The sequence below is a fragment of the Aeromonas sp. 55A genome, from assembly GCF_051919665.1.
GTDB lineage: Bacteria > Pseudomonadota > Gammaproteobacteria > Enterobacterales > Aeromonadaceae > Aeromonas > Aeromonas veronii.
Genome location: NZ_JBQBEH010000008.1, coordinates 3519998 through 3537584, shown reverse-complemented (window position 1 = coordinate 3537584; position 17587 = coordinate 3519998). Strand labels below are relative to the sequence as shown.

Genomic DNA, 17587 nt, shown 5'->3' with positions numbered 1-17587 from the left:
GCCCAAGATAGCTGACCCGGCGGCAAATGACGTAATTTTTTTTCGCTTTCCTGATCCAAATCAGGAATGAAACGCTTGATCGCTCATTCGTTAACCTGCCCCCGCAAGCGAGCCCACCATACCCCAATCCATTCGTGGATGGCAGCTTCGGAATACATCAGATAACGCCCTTTGGGTAAATAACTGTAGAGGGGCTGGGGTACCTGGCTCTGCTTGGCGGTGTAATCGGTGGGGGCCGGCACGGCATTGAGTCCCTGACCCTGATAGAGGGCCATGGCGCGTGGCAGGTGAGTGGCAGAACTGACCAGCGCTACCTCTTTTCCTTTCAGATGGCGGCTGATACTGACCGCCTCATCATGAGTGTCTTTGTTGTTTTCAAACAACGTCATCCGCGCGCGGGGAATGCCGAGACTCTCGGCCATCCGGGCATTGACCTCGGCATTGGAGAGGGGATCCCCCGACACATAGCCGGAGAAAACCAGCTCGGCGTCGGGATAGGCCTGGGCGAGGCGAACCCCTTCGAGAGTGCGGGCTAGGGCAATATTGTTCTGCCAACTGCGCATCGGCACCGCCGGGTCGCTGATATGGCCATTGCCGAGCACCACGATGGCATCGATGTTGGGATGCTGGCTCACCTCGAACGGCGGGTAGGTCTGCTCCAGCCCGCGAGCCAGCTCATAGCTCATCGGTCGCATTCCCATCAGCGCCACAATGAGCAGCGAGAGGGTGGCCAGCAGCTTGCCGGTTTTCTGAAATCGGGTGAACCAGAGCAGCAGCAGGGCGACCAGCAGCAGGGAGAGGGAGAAGGGGAGCGGCATCAACAGCTGACCCAGCCACTTTTTGAGCACAAACACGACAGACACTTCCTTGAGTTTTCAGCAAATTCGGGATGTGACAGAATACCTCTCTTTTTTGGGATGGCCACAACCCTGTGGCGCTAATGTTGAGTTTCTCCTTGAAGCACGATCAGAGTTTTGACGGGCGCGCCGACAAGTTCGCCCGCAACATTTACGACTCCACCAAGGGGCGCATCCGCACCACCATTGTCTGGAGCGACATCGAAGCCTGCCTGGCCCGCCTTGGCAACCGACCGCTGCGCATCCTCGATGCGGGGGGCGGTTTTGGCTATTTTGCCCAGAAGCTGGCGGCCATGGGCCATCAGGTGGAGCTGTGCGATCTGTCAGCAGAAATGCTGGAACTGGCCCGCAGCCAGATCGCCGAGAAGGGACTGGAAGACAAAATTCGTCTCATCCATTGCCCCATTCAGGATCTGAAGCAACACGTGACCGGTACCTTTGATCTGGTGCTCTGCCATGCGGTACTGGAGTGGCTCGCCGAGCCGCGCCAGACCTTGCTGGGTCTGTTCCCTTTCGTCAATGCCGGGGGCATACTGTCGCTGCTTTTCTACAACCGTCATGGCTTGTTGTTCCAGAGTCTGGTGGTGGGCAATTTTGACTATGTGCGCCTGGGTCTTCGCAAGAAGCGCCAGACTGCGCTTACGCCCACCAATCCCCAGCTGCCGGAGCAGGTCTATGACTGGATTGGTCGCGGGGGGCTGCGCATCATCGGCAAGACCGGGGTGCGGGTGATCCACGACTATATGCGTCACAAGCAGGATCAGGTGGAGAAGTTCGACGATCTGCTGGCCATGGAGCAGCAATATTGTCGTCAGGAGCCTTTTGTCTCCCTCGGTCGCTATATCCATGTGATGGCCCAGAAGCCGGCCAGCTGATTGCTCGCGGTTCACTTCGATGTGGACCATGTTTTCGATGCTACCGGATGTAGCCGCGCGCACGATTTTGCGCCCAATACAACAACGAGATGACAACATCATGATGAGTACATCCCGTACCCTGCCCGAAATGGTGGGATGGGTCAGGCAGGAGGGGTTGGCGTTGAGCCTGCCAACCGACCGGCTGGCCTTTCTGATTGCAATCAAGACCCTGTCCGAAGATGAGTCGGACCTGTCGGAAGCTGCGCTGCACGATGCCTTTGGCTATGTCAGCAGCGCTTTCGGCCAGATGGACGAGACCCTCACCGGTCGCGCCAACAACGCCATCAACGATCTCATTCGCCAGCAACTGCTGTCGCGTTTCAACACCGACATGGTGGCGGGGGAGAGCCTCTACCGCCTGTCACGCCTGGGAGTGAGCATCGTCGACTTCTTTATGGATCAGCGTCAGGTTGACTCCATCAAGCTCTCCATTCTGCTCGAGCACCTGGCTGCCGAGCTCGACACCGCCCGCAAGGCGGCGCTCGAGACCAACACCCGCGAGCAGTGGGATGCCGAGGTGCTGCCGCGCCTCACCTTCTCGCTGGAAGAGACCCTGGGGCGCATCGATCTCACCCAGCGCGCCATGGATGAGCAGCAGAATCAGGTCAAAAGCGAAATCGCGGCCCTGCTGACCCAGAACTGGGTCGATGCCATTCACAGCTGCGAAAAGCTGCTGCACGAGACCGGCCAGACCCTGCGCGAGCTGCAAGATACCCTGGATGCTGCCGGTCACCGCCTGCAGGCGGGGCTGCTCAATATTCAGGAAGCAGCGCAGGGGCGCGACGATCTGTTCCACGTCGAGGAGCTGACTCACGCCTTGCAAGGGCGCCTTGACGTCATCACCAGCTGGGGTCAGCAGTGCATCGAGCTCTGGTCCCGCTACGATAGACACGTCCACAAATTTATCCGCAACGCCATCGACATGGACAAGAACCGTGCCTTCAGCCAGCGGCTGCGCGAGTCCATCCGCAATTTCGAGCAGCACAACTGGCAGCTGCGGGTGGCCGAAGAGCCCCGTCTGCTGGAGCTGCGCGACGAAACCATCGCCATCCACGACGAGGAGGTGACCGGTGAGGTGCCACTCGAGATGGAGTACGTCGAGATGGTGGATATCAACCAGGAGCTGGCCGAGCGCATCGAACGCTATCTGGCCCGCTACCCCGAGCAGGGCCAGCAGCTGGATCTGGCAGATGTGCTGCGGGAATATCTGCTGGACTATCCGGCTCATGCCCACTTCGATGTGGCGCGTCTTCTGATCGACCAGGCCGTGCGCCTGGGCCATGCCAGCGGCGAGCGCGAACTGCATCGCCAACCCGCATGGAAACCCATTAACCAAGCTGGATCCAAGGTTCAGGCCTATGTCATTGATCAATTCTGAGTTTCCCTTGCCGCTGCGCCTTGCAGAGGCGATTGCCAACCCCTTGTTTCCGCGCATCGACACCGCCTTGCGCTCCGGCCGTCACATCAGTGCCGACGAGTTCGAGCAGCATTCGGCGCTGGTCGAATATCACAGCGAGCTGGAGATCTTCTACGGCCGCTATCAGGTGGAGCTGATCAAGGCGCCGGAAGGCTTCTTCTACCTGCGCCCGCGCCCGAGCTCCGACATCGGCACGACTGTGCTCTCCGAGCTCGATATGCTGGTGGGCAAGGTGCTCTGCTACCTCTACCTGAGCCCGGATCGTCTGGCCTCGGAAGGGGTATTCGCCATGGCCGAGCTGCAAGAAGAGGTGCTGAGCCTCGCCGACGAGAAGCAGCTGCTGCGGATGGTCAACAGCCGCTCCGGCGGTACCGATCTCGACAAGAAGAAGCTGCTCGAAAAGATCCGTACCTCCATGCGCCGTTTGCGCCGTCTTGGCATGATCACCGCCCTTGGTAACGGGGATAAATTCCGGGTCAACGAATCGGTATTCCGTTTCGCCGCCGACGTGCGCTCCGATGAAGATCCGCGTGCCGTTCAACTGCGGATGATCCAGGAGGGTGAAGCCATCTTCCACGACGACGAAATGCCGAGCAGCGACTCGCTCTTTGATGACATCGAGGCGGATCTCGATGAAGAACAACTGGATCTGGAGGTATAACCGGTGCGAGGCAAGTTCAAATCCCTGACCATGGTCAACTGGAACGGCTTCTTTGCCCGGACCTTCGATCTCGACCAGCTGGTCACCACTCTTTCCGGCGGCAACGGCGCGGGCAAGTCCACCACCATGGCGGCCTTTATCGCGGCGCTCATCCCCGACCAGTCACTGCTTCACTTCCGCAATACCACAGAAGCGGGATCGAGCAGCGCCTCCCGTGACAAGGGGCTTTACGGCAAGCTGCAGCGCGGCCACTGCTATTCCCTGCTGGAAGTGATGAACAGCCGCGAACAGCGGATCTGGGTCGGCGTCCATCTCGAACAGGTGGCCAACCGTGACAACAAGGTCAACATCACCCCGTTTGCGCTGGTGGATGTGCCGGAGAATCTGGCACCGACCGATCTGCTACTGGAGAAGCTCGATGGCGGCAAGGGGCGGGTACGCGCCTTTACCGATCTGAAAGGGGCGGCCGCCGAGCTGGGGGCGCTGAAAGTCGCCAAATTCAATACGGTGACCGACTATCACAATTTCATGTTCGAGTTCGGCATCACCCCGAAGAAGCTGCGTGATCAAAAAGATCGCGGCAAGTTCTATCGCCTGATCGAAGCCTCCCTCTACGGCGGCATCTCCTCGTCCATCAGCCGTTCCCTGCGCGAATACCTGCTGCCGGAGAACTCCGGGGTGCGCAAGGCGTTTGCTGACATGGAGGCGGCCATCTATGAAAACCGCCGCACGCTGGAGGCCATCAAGGAGACGCAAGGTCAGCGGGATCTGTTCAAGAACCTGATCACCGAGACCACCCACTATGTGGCTGCCGACTATGTGCGCAATGCCGCCGAGAAGAGCCGCCTCTCCGAGCTGGCCCTCAAGGCGCGCCAGGAGCTGGCCGACAAGCGCCGCATTCTGGCCGAAGAGAAACAGCGCGCCATCTATCTGGCCGATGAGGTGGAGCAGCTCACCAACCGTGAGAAACTGCTGACCGACGAGCTGGAGTCTGCCTCCGAGCATCTGGCCAAGGTGATGGCGGCTGTCAGCTTGCAGAAGAAGATCGAGATGTATCGCGCCGATCTGGCGGATCTCTCTGACAAACTCGAACAGCAGCAGGCGGTAGTGGAAGAGATCCACGGCCAGCTGCTGGAGGTGGAAGAGCGCAAGGAGCTGGCGCAGGCAGAAGTCGACAGCCTCAAGACCCAGCTGGCCGACTACCAGCAGGCGCTCGATATCCAGCAGACCCGCGCCATCCAGTACCGTCAGGCGGTGCAGGCCCTCGATGCTGCCCGCGAGCAGTGCGAGCTGCAGGGGCTGACCGCCGAACAGGCGAGCGACACCCTGCACCAGTTCCGCGCAGCCGAGCAGAGCCTCACCAGTCGGGTGCTGGGGGCCGAGCAACAGCTGGCACTGGCCAAGGCGGCGGTGGCCGAGCACGAAGCGGCGCTGGCGCTACTCTTGAGCATCGCTCCGGAAACAGTGCGCGAGGCCGCCTGGCCTACCGCGCAGGCGCTGCTCAAGCGTCACATTGAAGACAAGGCTCGCATTGCCCAGGGGCAGGGGCTGCGCGCTGCGCTGGCTCGCCTCGAGAAAGAGAGCGAAAGCCAGAAGAGTCTCTTCAAGTTGCGTGACGAGCTGCAGCAGGCCTCTGGCCAGCTTATTGCCAGCAGCGATGAGCTGGAGATCTTCCTCGAAGCCCAACGTACCCGTCAGGAGGAGCTCTCCGAGCAGCAGGCGGAGGTGAATCAGCGCCGCGCCAGCCTCGAGCATCAGGGCACCCAGCTGGGCCGTGATATTGCGGAGCTGACCAAGCTGGCGCCGCGCTGGCTGAAATCGTTCGAGAAGCTCGAGCAGCTGCGCGAGCAGAGCGGCCTGCCGCTCGCCACCGCTGAAGAGCTTTCGGCTGGCATGCAGACAGTGCTCGACAAGGAACGCGAGTTCGAGCAGGAGAGCAACCGCATCGCGGCGCAGAAACAGGCGCTGGAGCTGCAAATTCGCAATCTGCAGCTGGGGGCAGGCGAGGCGGATCCGCGCTTGGCTCGCATTGCCGAGCAGGTGGGGGGCGTGCTGCTCTCCGATGTCTACGACGACATCTCCATCGATGATGCCCCTTACTACTCGGCGCTCTATGGCCCGGCTCGCAGCGCTCTGGTGGTGCTCGACCTTGAGGGTGCCATCGAGCGGCTGAAAAAGCTGGAAGATTGCCCGGAAGATATCTACCTCATCCAGGGCAACCCCGACTCCTTTGACGAGGATCTGGTGGAAGCGGACGAGCTGGGGGACGCCGTGCTGGTGCGCACCAGCAAGCGTCAGGTGCGCTTCTCCCGCTACCCCGAGCTGCCGCTGTTTGGTCGCGCCGCCCGGGAAAAACGGATCGAGCAGCTCGACCTTGAGCGTGAGGGCCTCATCGAGGGTTACGCCAAGGCCGCCTTCGAGCAGCAGAAGTATCACCGTCTCTACGGTCACTTCCGCGACTTTATTGGCCAGCATCTGGATATCGCCTTCCGCCCCGACCCCGAAGCCGAAGTGCAGGCCAAGCAGGCCGAGCTGCGCGCGCTGCAAGGAGCCATCGGTGAGTGCGACAAGCAGCTGGCTGAAGCTAAAGCTGCGGCCGCACAGCTGACCCGCCATATCCAGCTGGTGCAGGGCATGCTGCCCTTTGCCCACCTGTTTGCCGAGACTGATCTGGCGGCCCGCCTCGAGGCGGCTCATGCCGACGTGGAAGCCCTGAAACAGGCCGAAGCCTTTATCGCCAAGCACGGCAAGGCGCTCGAGAAGCTGGAAACCATGGTGCAGGTGCTGCGTCAGGATCCGCAGGATCTGGCCGCGCTGCAGGCTGCCTATGATGAGGTGAGCGACCTGCTGGCCGAGCAGAAGCGCCGTTGCTACGCCCTCGATCAGCTGGTGGCCCGTCTGCCGCACTTTGCCTATCAGGATGCACAAGACCTGCTGGGCAAGGCCTCCGAGATGAGCGAGCGACTCAAAGAGAAGCTGAAAGCGGCCGAGCTGGCGGCCCGCACCGCTGGCGAGCAGCACAAGCAGATTGCCCAGCGCCACACCGAGGCGCTGCAGCTGCGCACCGCCCTCAACTCCAGCGTCGAGGCCAAGCGCCAGACCCTGACCGAGTTCGAGCAGGAGCTGGCGGCCATGGGGCTGACTCTCTCTGACGATATGGAAGAGAAGGCGCGTGCCCACAAGAAAGAGATTGAAGAGCTGCTGATCCGCACCCGTTCCCGTCGCACCAGCGCCGAGGCCCAGTTGCAGGTCACCAAGCGCGAGATCGAATCCCTCGGTGGCCGTCTCAAGCTGGAAGGCAAGGATTACTACAGCGCCCGTAAATCTCTGGTGGGTCACAAGGCGAGCTGGTCGCGGGTGGTGCGACTGGCGCGGGAGACCGACGTCGAGAAGCGCCTCAACAAACGCGAGCTGGCGTACCTTGACAGCGACGAGCTGCGCTCCATGTCGGACAAGGCCCTCGGCGCCCTGCGGGTGGCGGTGGCCCATGACGAGGCTCTGCGCGATGCGCTGCGTCTCTCTGAGGGCAGCCGCAGCACCGAGCAGAAGGTCGCCTTCTACGTGCAGGTCTACCGTTACCTCAAAGATCGCATCCGCAACGACATCATCCGCTCCGATGATCCGGTCGAAGCGATTGAGGAGATGGAGATCGAGCTGGCTCGTCTGGCTGACGAGCTCAAGCAGCGGGAAACCCATCTGTCGCTCTCCTCCCACGAGGTGGCGGCCAAGATCACCAACATCATCCGCCGCGAGCAGAACCGCATCCGGGTGCTCAACCAGGGCTTGCAGAACATCGCCTTCGGTCTGGTGCGCGGGGTGCGCCTCAACGTCAATATCCGCGAGGCTCACACCCGTCTGCTGACGGCGCTGGCCGATCAAACCGCCATGCACAACGATCTGTTCGCCGACAAGGAGCTCAGCTTCTCCGAGGCGATGGCCAAGCTGTTCCAGCGCCTGAACCCGCAGATCGAGCAGGGGGATCGCAGCTATCAGGTGATGGGCGACGTGCTGCTCGACTATCGCAACTATCTGGAGCTGGAGATCGAGGTGCAGCGCGGGGCCGATGGCTGGCTGCGTGCCGAGAGCGGTGCGCTCTCTACCGGTGAGGCGATCGGTACCGGTCAGGCCATCCTGCTGATGGTGCTGATCAGCTGGGAGGAGGAGTCCCGCCGTCTGCGCGGCAAGGATATCGCCCCCTGCCGTCTGCTGTTCCTCGACGAAGCGGCCCGTCTGGATGGCAAATCCATCGCCACCCTGTTCGAACTGTGCGAGCGTCAGGATATGCAGCTGCTTATCGCGGCGCCCGAGAACATCAGTCCCGAAAAGGGCACCACCTACAAGCTCATCCGCAAGGTGCAGGGCAAGCACGAGCACGTGCATGTGGTGGGTCTGCGCGGCTTCGGTTTTGCCGACGACAAGCTGATTGCCTGAGAAGTCTCTGGCCCATCCGACACGGGATGACCGGTAACTTGTTGAAAGGGAGGCATTTGCCTCCCTTTTTATTGGAAAAATATGGCAAAGTAGCGGTACGGTCGCTGCTGCCTGACAACAAGGCGAGTAACATGGTGAGTGCCTTGGAGCTATGGCAAGGTGAGAGCTCCCGCCTGCAAACGTGTCGCCAGCGTCACCTGCCGTATCGAAGAAGAAAAATTGCGCATAGCGAAAAGAAGAAGAGAGGAGAGGGGAAAGGTGCAACATATCCAGAAAGGGCTGCTGTTATCTCTTTGCCTGCTGTTGGTGGCCTGTAGCAGCCGTTATGACGAGAGTCACGGCGGCAGCTGGCGCGGCTATAGCGAAACCGGTTACGCCAGCTATTATGCCGACCGTTATCATGGCAAAAAGACCGCCAGCGGCGAGCTCTATCGCAACAACCTCAATAGCGCCGCCCATATGGAATTGCCCTTTGGCACCATGGTGCGGGTCACCAACCTCGCCAACGGCAAGAGCGTAGTGGTCAAGGTCAATGACCGTGGCGCCTTTAAAAAAGGGCGTATTATCGATCTCTCCAAATCTGCCTTTAGCACCATCGGCAATATTAGCGACGGGATTATCAAAGTAAAAATAGAGGTGCTCTAGGCTGGGTGAACCCGTTTATACACGAAAATGGATGTTGATGAATGATATTGGAAGGCTGACATCGACCAGTCAGCCTTTCGGTAGATAAAGATATAACATTGACATGGATCAATATTTAATTCAGCTAAAAATGGATTTGTTATCAATGGAAAAAATCGATGATCGTGATTGATATTTATTTTAGCTTATCTCGCCTGTTCGGCCTTACTATGGGGCAAACGGAGGGATTAGTGATGATTATCTATGGTAAATATGGTGGTGCAGCGCTGAGAGCTGTTCATCTGATGGTGCAGAATAATTATGGGCATGCCACCGCCTGGGATATGGCTATTGCTGAAGCATTTGGTTGTGATATCAGTACAGGAAAATTCAAAAATAATCCAAAGGTAACTTTTTTGACTCTTTGCAGTCTTGGTTGTATCAGTTGCATCATGCCAGTTCATTATGTAGCTGCGACCAAAACCAGAGCATATGTGTTGGCTGCCATTGATTTATTGTCACACAAGGATATTACCAAACCGATTAATCCCGAGCAGTTATGGCTGGAGGTGATCTCGGCCTGTAAGAGCGGCAAGGTTGTTAAGCATAACAATCAGATGGATGTCATTCTGACACTCTGGTATGCCGGTGTGCTCAATCCCGAGTGGGATAGGGATGCCATCAGGATAGACTATCGACGAATATAAAAAAGCCAAGGTAATGAATACCTTGGCTATGAAACATCAATTGGTTCTGGTCAGGGATGCACTATCGGAGTGTGTGAATGGCTTGCCATACACCATCAGGTTGGTGGTTTGACTGTATTTGAGGAGATCTTTCTCTGAGAAGTCCAGAGTCATCGAGAAATCCGTGGTGGAATCATTAATGGTCATATAATTGCTTTCCGCAATACCACGCTTGCCCGTCTTGAACTCGATTTTGTTACCCGCTTTGCCTTCAGTGACCACACAGACTGCACGAGGTATACAGTATGAGTTGTAAACAAGCTGATTGTTCTTGTCATAAATCAGATAACCGCGTTGGTCATGAAATTTCCCATTATCACTTTTTCTGAATACTTCCTGCTTGTAATACATGGCTACCAGATATTGTTCGCTGGCATTTTTAGCATCGGCAGCCGGTTCAAAAGTAATGACTTCGTAAAAGGGTTCCACTGCCGGCCCCCCTTTGCCAACTTTGCTACCCTCCTGGCCGGGTGCTACATCTACACCACCAGCATCGGTGCTTTTCCATGTGCCAGCCAACTGAGCTAATGGACCAAAATCCAGACCGTTGATAATAGTGCTGGACTCTGCGTGAGCGAGCGTGGCACAGGTAATTAATGCTATGGGTAAGATAACTTTATTCATTGTGATAACTCCATCACTAATAATGGCTTGCGAATAAATATGTTCAGCAAAGTAATTGTTATAACGGACCAAGGATGTGGTCAATGATATTGAGTGATGGTGGTTCGTTTTTGTGAGGTATGATTTGCTTTTTCGTGGCTAAATAAATTGAATTTGATATAAGACAATGTTGTATTTTTTCATCGCGCTTCCTCAGATATATCGTGATAGCGAGAAAGGAACATTGACATGATGCGATGATTATTATGTCAACAGCATGAATATTTCACTCAGCCCCATCAATTGAAGGCGATAGCCACTAACTCTGCGGCACCCTGACCCCTTTATCGAGATAGAGGCTACTGTAGTGGGCGCGGTGGGTGACAAACATCACCTGATGGCGGCTGCAGTCGGAGAGGATAATAAAATCCCCCGCCTGAGCGGGGCTCTGCAAGGTGATTTCCTGCTCGGGGGCGGTCAGGCGATCGACATCTTCCTTGAAGGTGAGGGTGTAAGAGTACATATGGCGCTCCACTGCTGGCTCATATCAAACACTCCGTTGAAGGTAGTTGCTGGCATGGGCACGCGCGGCGCCCGATTGGCGCTGTTAGACCAAATATCAGCGGTGAGAACGTGCGTGGCTTCAGTCGGGTTGTTCTGCTGAGGTGCGCTTGAGGCGTTTACATCAAGGCCATTGGTATCAAAACGATGGTAAAGGGGCGAAAGGGGGATGAAAAAACCGCCTTTTGGCGGTTTCTCTTATGCGATGGGCCCTACTTCAGGGCCTTCTTCAGCTTCTTGATCTTGCCTTCATGCTTGGCAATTTTCTCAAGACGAGCGGCGATCTTCTTCTTGATCTCTTTCTTGCTTGCTTTGGCCATCGGTGGCGCTCCTTTGCAGTGGGGACACATGAGGTGTCAGTGTGGGTCTTCCCTTTGACGTCCCAGAGTGCCACAGGGCTCCTTTGTGAACCAGCACTCTGTTGCTTTAATAGCCAGTTCGCTATAACTGCAAGGGGCTAAGCCAACGCAGCAGTTGCTGGCCCACTTGCGGGTTGGCGAGCAGGGCCATATGGCTGGTACGATAGACAATCAGGGTATGGGCAGGAAGAAAAGCCAGCTGATGGCGCGCTTCGTTGTGCTGACCGAGGGCGCTGCGTAGCGGCACCAGTCCATCGCCAATCAGCCGGTCGGCCAGCAGGCTGCGCTTGGCGACAGTGGTCGCGGCGATGGCATAACAGTTGACGCCGCCGGGCAAGGGGAGTGGGACGCGAGGGTCGCGCAAGGGCACGGCGGGGTCGGGTTGGGCCACTTCATCGATCACCTTGCCGTGGCGCAGATCCTTGATGCCAGCACTGCGCAGCCGCGCCAGCCTGACGAAGGGCTCGCTGTAGGCGGTAGCGGGCAGCAACTGCTCCAGCCAGTGACCGGCATGTTCGAGCGGCGCGCCGTGGTGTGGTGTGCCGAGAAAGATCAGGTTGGCAAGGTGCGCAGGCCAGGTGAGCCCGGCCACGCCGGCATGGTGGCAGGCGCTGCGGGCAACCAGGCCTCCCATGCTGTAGCCCATTATCGTTATCTCTTTGAGGTCTCCCGACCAGTGGGCGCGCAACTGTTCCAGCAACAGGGCCAGTTGCTGCCCGTTTTGTGCGATGGGCAGGCCCGAGTTGTAGCGCAGGTAAAGAGGCTGATAGCCAAGCGCGTTGGCAAGTTGCTCCCCGTGATTGACCGGCTTGCCTTGATGCTCGGTCTGCCACTGCAGATCGTTCATGCAGAGGCCATGGATCATCAGCAGCACCCGTCCCTCGCGGGGTAGATCCTCCGGTATCGCCTGCCAATCGAGGGGCTTGCCCTGATAGCGCAAGGTCATGGGGGTGGCGAGAGCATTATGGTGTTCGACCAGCTTGTCCCCCAACACGCCGTTGAGCGTGGCGATCAGGGCCGCACGTTTCGGGGTTTCGGGGATCTGGTGGGGCGGCGGTGTGGCTGGCAGGCGGCTGAGCAGATGGTTGATGCCGCTGCTTAGGGTGTTGGCGGTGCCATGTACCCCCTTGTAGACCAGCCCGGTGATCCCGCCTGTTTTTCCCTCATCCCGTCCCGTGAGCCCCATACCGCTCAGTACCGCCTGATGTACCGCTTCGGTGATCTCTACCGCGGCGGGCAGCGTCAGAGTCAGCAGGTGCGCCAGCTCGCGGATATCCGAAAGATGCCAGGAAGAGGATGGCGATGGGTCTGTGGCGTCGGTCATGGCAAGCCCTTGTGAAAGCGGGTATCGCGTTGTCGTGCCGCGAAGAGCGCAGCGTATCTCTATATCAAACCAGCTTGCGCCCTTTGTAGCGTGTTTACCAGTACGGGCCATGCATGGCGGGGCTGATAAGAACCGCTTGCGAAGCCGGTCACGGTAATGACAGGGAAAATCACCTCTACTTCGTCATATGAAGCTACATGGAGAGGTGAGGATGTCGCTGTTTGATGAGATGCGAGTACAGGATTTGTGTGCACGGTTGCTCGATAGCCAGAACGGAAAGGGCTGCTCCCTTGAGAGTCGGCATGGCCGCGAGTTGAAGCATCTGTTGCAGGCAGTGGCCGGGATCAAGCCGGTTGGCCGAGGTGCTCATTATGCGTTGACCGACGCGGGGCGGACTTATCTGACCGGACAACTGGCACGGGCTGCGCCCCCCGAACCGGACAAGGGGGAGCAGCTGCAACGAATGGGAGTGAGTTTGCCTGCACGGCTCAATCAGGCCTGCTTTTATGCCCTCTGGCATGGGGACAGCAAGCATCCGCGGTCAGCATCCCTTGCCGCGCCACTGCTTGCGGAATTGTCGCTCACGCAGGATGAGGTGATCCGCATCCGTACCCTCGAACCGCTCTCACTGGTCGATCTGCAGGGTCAGCAGCACGATATGACTGCAATGATGGCGTTGTTGGGAGAGTTGGCGTTGCCGGAGCGGACTCTGGACACGCTGGCGGCCATCGGCTGGCAGGGGGAGCGGGTCATTACGGTGGAGAACAAGGGGGCCTTTGTCGACTACCCGCTGCAACCCGGGCAACTGCTGCTCTTTGCCCCCGGTCGCAATACCACCTTGGCCAAACAGCTGATCCCGCTGCTGCCTGTGGGCGTGCAGTGGGCACATTTTGGCGATCTCGATCAACGGGGTATCGATATTGCCATCGAGCTGGCGCGCGAGCTAAATCGACCGGCCATGCTCTGGCTTCCCTGTGAGCTGCAACCTTATCTGGATCACTATGCCCGTCCGGTACGCACCTTTGCAACGGACAGTGGCAAGGTACCCTGGCGTGTGACGACGCAGGCTGATCAGGTCGATGATCATGGCTCGCCGGCAGACGTTCCCTGGCTTGATAAACTGATCACAGACGGGACTTGGCTGGAGCAGGAGGTATTGATTCTGGCCCCTCACTGGCGGAGCTGGTCATTGGAGGAGATGGGCAATCAGGTGTGAAACGGGGAGTCCGCGCTCCCCGTCATTTCGTGGTCAGCTGCTTATTTGGCGTTGATGGGCCCCTTGGTGCCGGCGTCATTATCGACCCAGCCATCTTCACCCTTGATGCGGCGATCCCCCTGAATGGTGTAGATGACCATGCCATCCTTGAACACCAGCGCGCCATCGGATTTCTTGGCATTGACCTTCTTGTCGTTGACCCACACCTGATCCTTGCCATCGATGCGGATATTGGCCACGGTGGCGCCGGTTTGGGGGAAGGTGGCGATCCAGTTGCCCGCATAGGGGCTGCTGCTGGTTGCCGCGGCCGGAGCATTGCCAACACCGGCAGCTGCGTTCTCAGCCTTGGTTTTGTTGATATCGCAGCCATTGAGCTCGCTCACCTGAGTGCAGCCCGAGCGCTCCAGCTTCTGCTCATAGCTCAGATTCAGACCGCCCTCCGCGGCTGGGGCGGCCGTGCCAAATCCCGCCTTGGCATTTTCCGCTTTGGTTTTGTGAATGTCACAGCCCTGCGCCTCGGTAACCTGGGTGCAGCCGGATCGCTCCAGTTGCTCGGCATATTTGGCGCTGATGGCGTGGGCAGGGGCGATCCCGAGCAGGGTCAGGGTGATAAGCAGAGCAGCATTCCTGGACATAGATAATCCTTCAAAGATGTAAGTCATGCAGGTTCATTCGCGCAGTTGCGGCAGTGAACGTCGGCCTCTCCTGAGCATCCGAGACAGATGCGCAGCTGGCGTATTCACGTTAGCACCTTGGGCCAACCGCGCCCAGCAATGTGGCCGGAAGATAAGGCGAGAGGCGATACGGGCGGGGAGTGCAAGGGAGGTTAAATGGCAGTGACACTTCTGCAGAAGAGGTGGTAACAAAAGAGCAAGTCACTGCACGGCATTATCATAATGATAACGGCAACCCCGCTGATATCATTTCAGCCCCTGAAACTGACCTTTGATGATAATTCTCACCGGCGCAGGGATATTGCCTCTGATTATTATCACCTTGCTACTTTATCGCTTGGCTACCCTATCCATCCTTTTATGGAATAAACCGCTGAAATAGCCACTGATTTTGTGGGGGGCATCACACACTTTCGCCATTTATTAATATCTGCCTGCATTTTATTGGTTTGGCACGGTTATTGATTGCCTCATATCGACGCTAACCGACGCGCTCACCCACAACCGGGATGCTGGTGACATCGTGAGTGAAAGGGGAGCTATCCATATCTCATCCAATGATTGGGGCGAACGATGAAAGCAGTTAACGAATTAATCAAAGAGATCAGAGCACTCAAATCCAACCTGCATGAAAAAGATTTTCTGCTGACCTGGGAGCAAACCCCTCAGGAGCTGGAGCTGGTATTGAAACTGGCCGAATCCCTCAAGACTCTGCGCGCCGAAAATATCTGCACCAAACTGTTTAACAGCGGGCTCGGTATCTCGGTTTTCCGCGATAACTCCACCCGAACCCGCTTCTCTTACGCCTCTGCGCTGAACCTGCTCGGCCTGGCCCAGCAGGATCTGGATGAGGGCAAATCCCAGATCGCCCATGGCGAGACCGTCCGTGAAACTGCCAACATGATCTCCTTCTGTGCCGATGCCATCGGCATCCGTGACGACATGTTCCTCGGTGCCGGTAACGCCTATATGCGTGAAGTGGGCGCAGCACTGGACGAAGGATTCGAGAAGGGCGTGCTGCCCCAGCGTCCGGCACTGGTCAACCTGCAGTGCGACATTGATCACCCGACCCAGTCGATGGCTGATCTCGCATGGTTGCAGGAGCACTTCGGCAGCCTGGAGAGTCTCAAGGGCAAGAAGATTGCCATGACCTGGGCCTACTCGCCGAGCTACGGCAAGCCGCTCTCCGTGCCCCAGGGCATCATCGGCCTGATGACCCGTTTCGGTATGGATGTGACCCTGGCCCACCCGGAGGGGTATGACCTGATCCCGGACGTGATCGAAGTGGCCAAGGAGAATGCCAAGGCCTCCGGCGGCAGCTTCCGTCAGGTTACCTCCATGGAAGAGGCGTTCAAGGATGCGGATATCGTCTATCCCAAGTCCTGGGCTCCCTACAAGGTGATGGAGCAGCGCACCGAGTTGCTGCGTGCCAATGACCACGCTGGCCTCAAAGAGCTGGAGAAACACTGCCTTGAGCAGAACGCCAAGCACAAGGATTGGCACTGCACCGAGGAGATGATGAAGCTCACCAAGGGGGGCGAAGCGCTCTATATGCACTGCCTGCCGGCCGATATTTCCGGCGTTTCCTGCAAAGAGGGCGAAGTAACCGAAGGGGTATTCGAGAAATACCGTATCGCCACTTACAAAGAGGCGAGCTGGAAGCCCTATATTATCGCCGCCATGATCATGGCCCGTAAATTCTCCGCGCCGGCAGAAACCCTGGAAAATCTGATTAAAGAGGCGCAAAAGCGGGTGAAATAAATAACAGCAGGGGCAGGGTGAATATTCATCCTGCCCACGCTGTCGAATCCATTATTTCGAGTTTTCTCCCCGTGGTATCTGAATAACGGATCTCCCGGCGAGGCAGCTCTTTGTCAGGTAACGCCTAGTGAGGTAAGCATGTCCCAATTTTCGCTGAAGATGGATATTGCCGATAACCGCTTTTTTACCGCCGAGCCATCACCGCTGTTTTCCCGTGTTGAAGCACAAAAGGCTCGCGCTTTTCATAAAAAACTGGCCGGTTATGAGCCGACCCCATTGTGCGACCTGAAAGATCTGGCCGCCTATATCGGGGTGAAAAATATATTGGTCAAGGACGAGTCAAAGCGTTTTGGCCTCAATGCCTTCAAGATGCTGGGTGGCGTTTATGCCATCGCCAACTTGCTCTGTGAAAAATACGGGGTGGCCATCGAGGATTTCTCCTTCGATCTCATCAAACGCACCATCAAGGAGCCGATGACCTTCGCCACCACCACAGATGGCAACCACGGTCGTGGTGTTGCCTGGGCCGCCAAACAGGTGGGTCAGCATGCGGTGGTCTACATGCCCAAGGGCTCGGCCCAGGAGCGGGTGGACCACATCCTGGCGCTGGGGGCCGAGTGCATCGTCACCGACATGAACTACGACGACACCGTGCGCCTGACCATGAAGATGGCCGAAGAGCGCGGTTGGCACATAGTGCAAGACACCGCCTGGGAGGGTTACACCAAGATCCCGACCTGGATCATGCAGGGTTACTCCACCCTGGCCGACGAAGCGGTCGAGCAGATGCAGGATATGGGCATCAAGCAGCCGACCCACGTGCTGCTGCAGGCCGGGGTAGGGGCGCTGGCGGGCGGTGTGCTCGGCTATCTGGTGGACTGCTTCGGGGCGAAAAACCTGCACAGTATCGTGGTCGAGCCGGATCAGGCCGACTGCATCTACCGCTCCGGCGTGGCGGGGGAGATGGTCAACGTGGGGGGCGATATGCGCACCATCATGGCCGGTCTCGCCTGCGGCGAACCCAATCCGCTCGGTTGGCCATTGCTCAGAAGCTGCACCACCCAGTTTATCTCCTGCCACGACAAGGTGTCGGCGCTGGGGATGAGAGTGCTCGGCAACCCCCTTGGCAATGACCCCCGAATCATCTCCGGCGAATCCGGCTCGGTCGGTACCGGCGTGCTGGCGGCGGTGCGTCACCACCCGGATCGCGCGGCGCTGATGGCTCGCCTCGGGCTGGATAGCAACTCGGTCGTACTCATCATCAACACCGAAGGGGACACCGATGTGAAGCACTACCGGGAAGTGGTGTGGGAAGGCAAACATCCTGCCTGCGATTAACCCCGGCTGTGACTAATCCCTGCGAGAGCAGAGAGACGAATTGAAGCATTGATCGCGCCTCGCCAACGTGGCGCGGTAACGGGCACAGGGCGCAGCCG

The 17587-nt window shown here is 58.1% G+C and carries 14 protein-coding genes; 9 read left to right on the top strand and 5 right to left on the bottom strand.

Annotated features, from left to right (window positions below):
• Positions 1 to 83: 83 nt before the first annotated feature.
• Positions 84 to 854, bottom strand: coding sequence for an envelope biogenesis factor ElyC (elyC, locus tag ACTG2G_RS20355; RefSeq protein WP_439985795.1), 771 nt, complete (start codon positions 852 to 854; stop codon positions 84 to 86).
• A gap of 101 nt (positions 855 to 955) precedes the next feature.
• Here elyC and cmoM point away from each other — a divergent pair, with 101 nt between their 5' ends.
• From cmoM to ACTG2G_RS20325, 6 genes are all read left to right on the top strand, one after another.
• Positions 956 to 1732 (top strand): tRNA uridine 5-oxyacetic acid(34) methyltransferase CmoM, encoded by a 777-nt coding sequence (gene cmoM / locus ACTG2G_RS20350; protein ID WP_033113262.1) that lies wholly within the window; start codon positions 956 to 958, stop codon positions 1730 to 1732.
• Between the two features lie 100 nt (positions 1733 to 1832).
• Entirely contained in the window at positions 1833 to 3152 is a 1320-nt protein-coding gene (gene mukF, locus ACTG2G_RS20345) for a chromosome partition protein MukF (RefSeq protein WP_041207658.1), read from the top strand.
• Positions 3133 to 3852, top strand: coding sequence for a chromosome partition protein MukE (gene mukE, locus ACTG2G_RS20340; protein ID WP_005336835.1), 720 nt, complete (start codon positions 3133 to 3135; stop codon positions 3850 to 3852). The genes mukF and mukE overlap by 20 nt, the downstream gene beginning before the upstream one ends.
• A 3-nt stretch (positions 3853 to 3855) precedes the next feature.
• Complete coding sequence (gene mukB / locus ACTG2G_RS20335; RefSeq protein WP_439985794.1) at positions 3856 to 8283, top strand: chromosome partition protein MukB; 4428 nt, start codon at positions 3856 to 3858, stop codon at positions 8281 to 8283.
• A gap of 258 nt (positions 8284 to 8541) precedes the next feature.
• Positions 8542 to 8928, top strand: coding sequence for a septal ring lytic transglycosylase RlpA family protein (locus ACTG2G_RS20330; protein ID WP_429205481.1), 387 nt, complete (start codon positions 8542 to 8544; stop codon positions 8926 to 8928).
• Positions 8929 to 9086: 158 nt separating this feature from the next.
• The gene (locus tag ACTG2G_RS20325) at positions 9087 to 9614 is read left to right on the top strand and encodes a DUF6979 family protein (RefSeq protein WP_439985793.1); all 528 of its coding nucleotides are present in this window, start codon (positions 9087 to 9089) and stop codon (positions 9612 to 9614) included.
• A gap of 36 nt (positions 9615 to 9650) precedes the next feature.
• On the opposite strand, the gene ACTG2G_RS20320 is transcribed toward ACTG2G_RS20325, so the two are convergent.
• The 3 genes from ACTG2G_RS20320 to ACTG2G_RS20310 form a co-directional block, all read right to left on the bottom strand.
• A complete protein-coding gene (locus ACTG2G_RS20320; protein WP_429205479.1) occupies positions 9651 to 10277 on the bottom strand; it encodes a heme-binding beta-barrel domain-containing protein in 627 nt (208 codons plus the stop codon).
• 298 nt (positions 10278 to 10575) lie between these two features.
• Positions 10576 to 10779, bottom strand: coding sequence for a hypothetical protein (locus tag ACTG2G_RS20315; RefSeq protein ID WP_429205477.1), 204 nt, complete (start codon positions 10777 to 10779; stop codon positions 10576 to 10578).
• A gap of 479 nt (positions 10780 to 11258) precedes the next feature.
• Entirely contained in the window at positions 11259 to 12500 is a 1242-nt protein-coding gene (locus ACTG2G_RS20310; RefSeq protein WP_429205475.1) for an esterase/lipase family protein, read from the bottom strand.
• 211 nt (positions 12501 to 12711) lie between these two features.
• Here ACTG2G_RS20310 and ACTG2G_RS20305 point away from each other — a divergent pair, with 211 nt between their 5' ends.
• Positions 12712 to 13716, top strand: a complete 1005-nt coding sequence (locus ACTG2G_RS20305; RefSeq protein ID WP_421386376.1) for a Wadjet anti-phage system protein JetD domain-containing protein — start codon at positions 12712 to 12714, stop codon at positions 13714 to 13716.
• Between the two features lie 41 nt (positions 13717 to 13757).
• Here the strand turns inward: ACTG2G_RS20305 and ACTG2G_RS20300 are convergent, their stop codons facing one another.
• Positions 13758 to 14351: a hypothetical protein gene (locus ACTG2G_RS20300; protein ID WP_323894470.1), complete on the bottom strand. Its 594-nt coding sequence runs from the start codon at positions 14349 to 14351 to the stop codon at positions 13758 to 13760.
• A 612-nt stretch (positions 14352 to 14963) separates the two neighbouring features.
• Between ACTG2G_RS20300 and ygeW the strand changes: the two genes are divergently transcribed.
• Both ygeW and dpaL read left to right on the top strand, forming a co-directional pair.
• Positions 14964 to 16151 (top strand): knotted carbamoyltransferase YgeW, encoded by a 1188-nt coding sequence (gene ygeW / locus ACTG2G_RS20295; RefSeq protein WP_005336811.1) that lies wholly within the window; start codon positions 14964 to 14966, stop codon positions 16149 to 16151.
• Positions 16152 to 16289: 138 nt separating this feature from the next.
• Complete coding sequence (dpaL, locus tag ACTG2G_RS20290) at positions 16290 to 17489, top strand: diaminopropionate ammonia-lyase (RefSeq protein WP_421386378.1); 1200 nt, start codon at positions 16290 to 16292, stop codon at positions 17487 to 17489.
• The last annotated feature ends 98 nt before the right edge of the window (positions 17490 to 17587 follow it).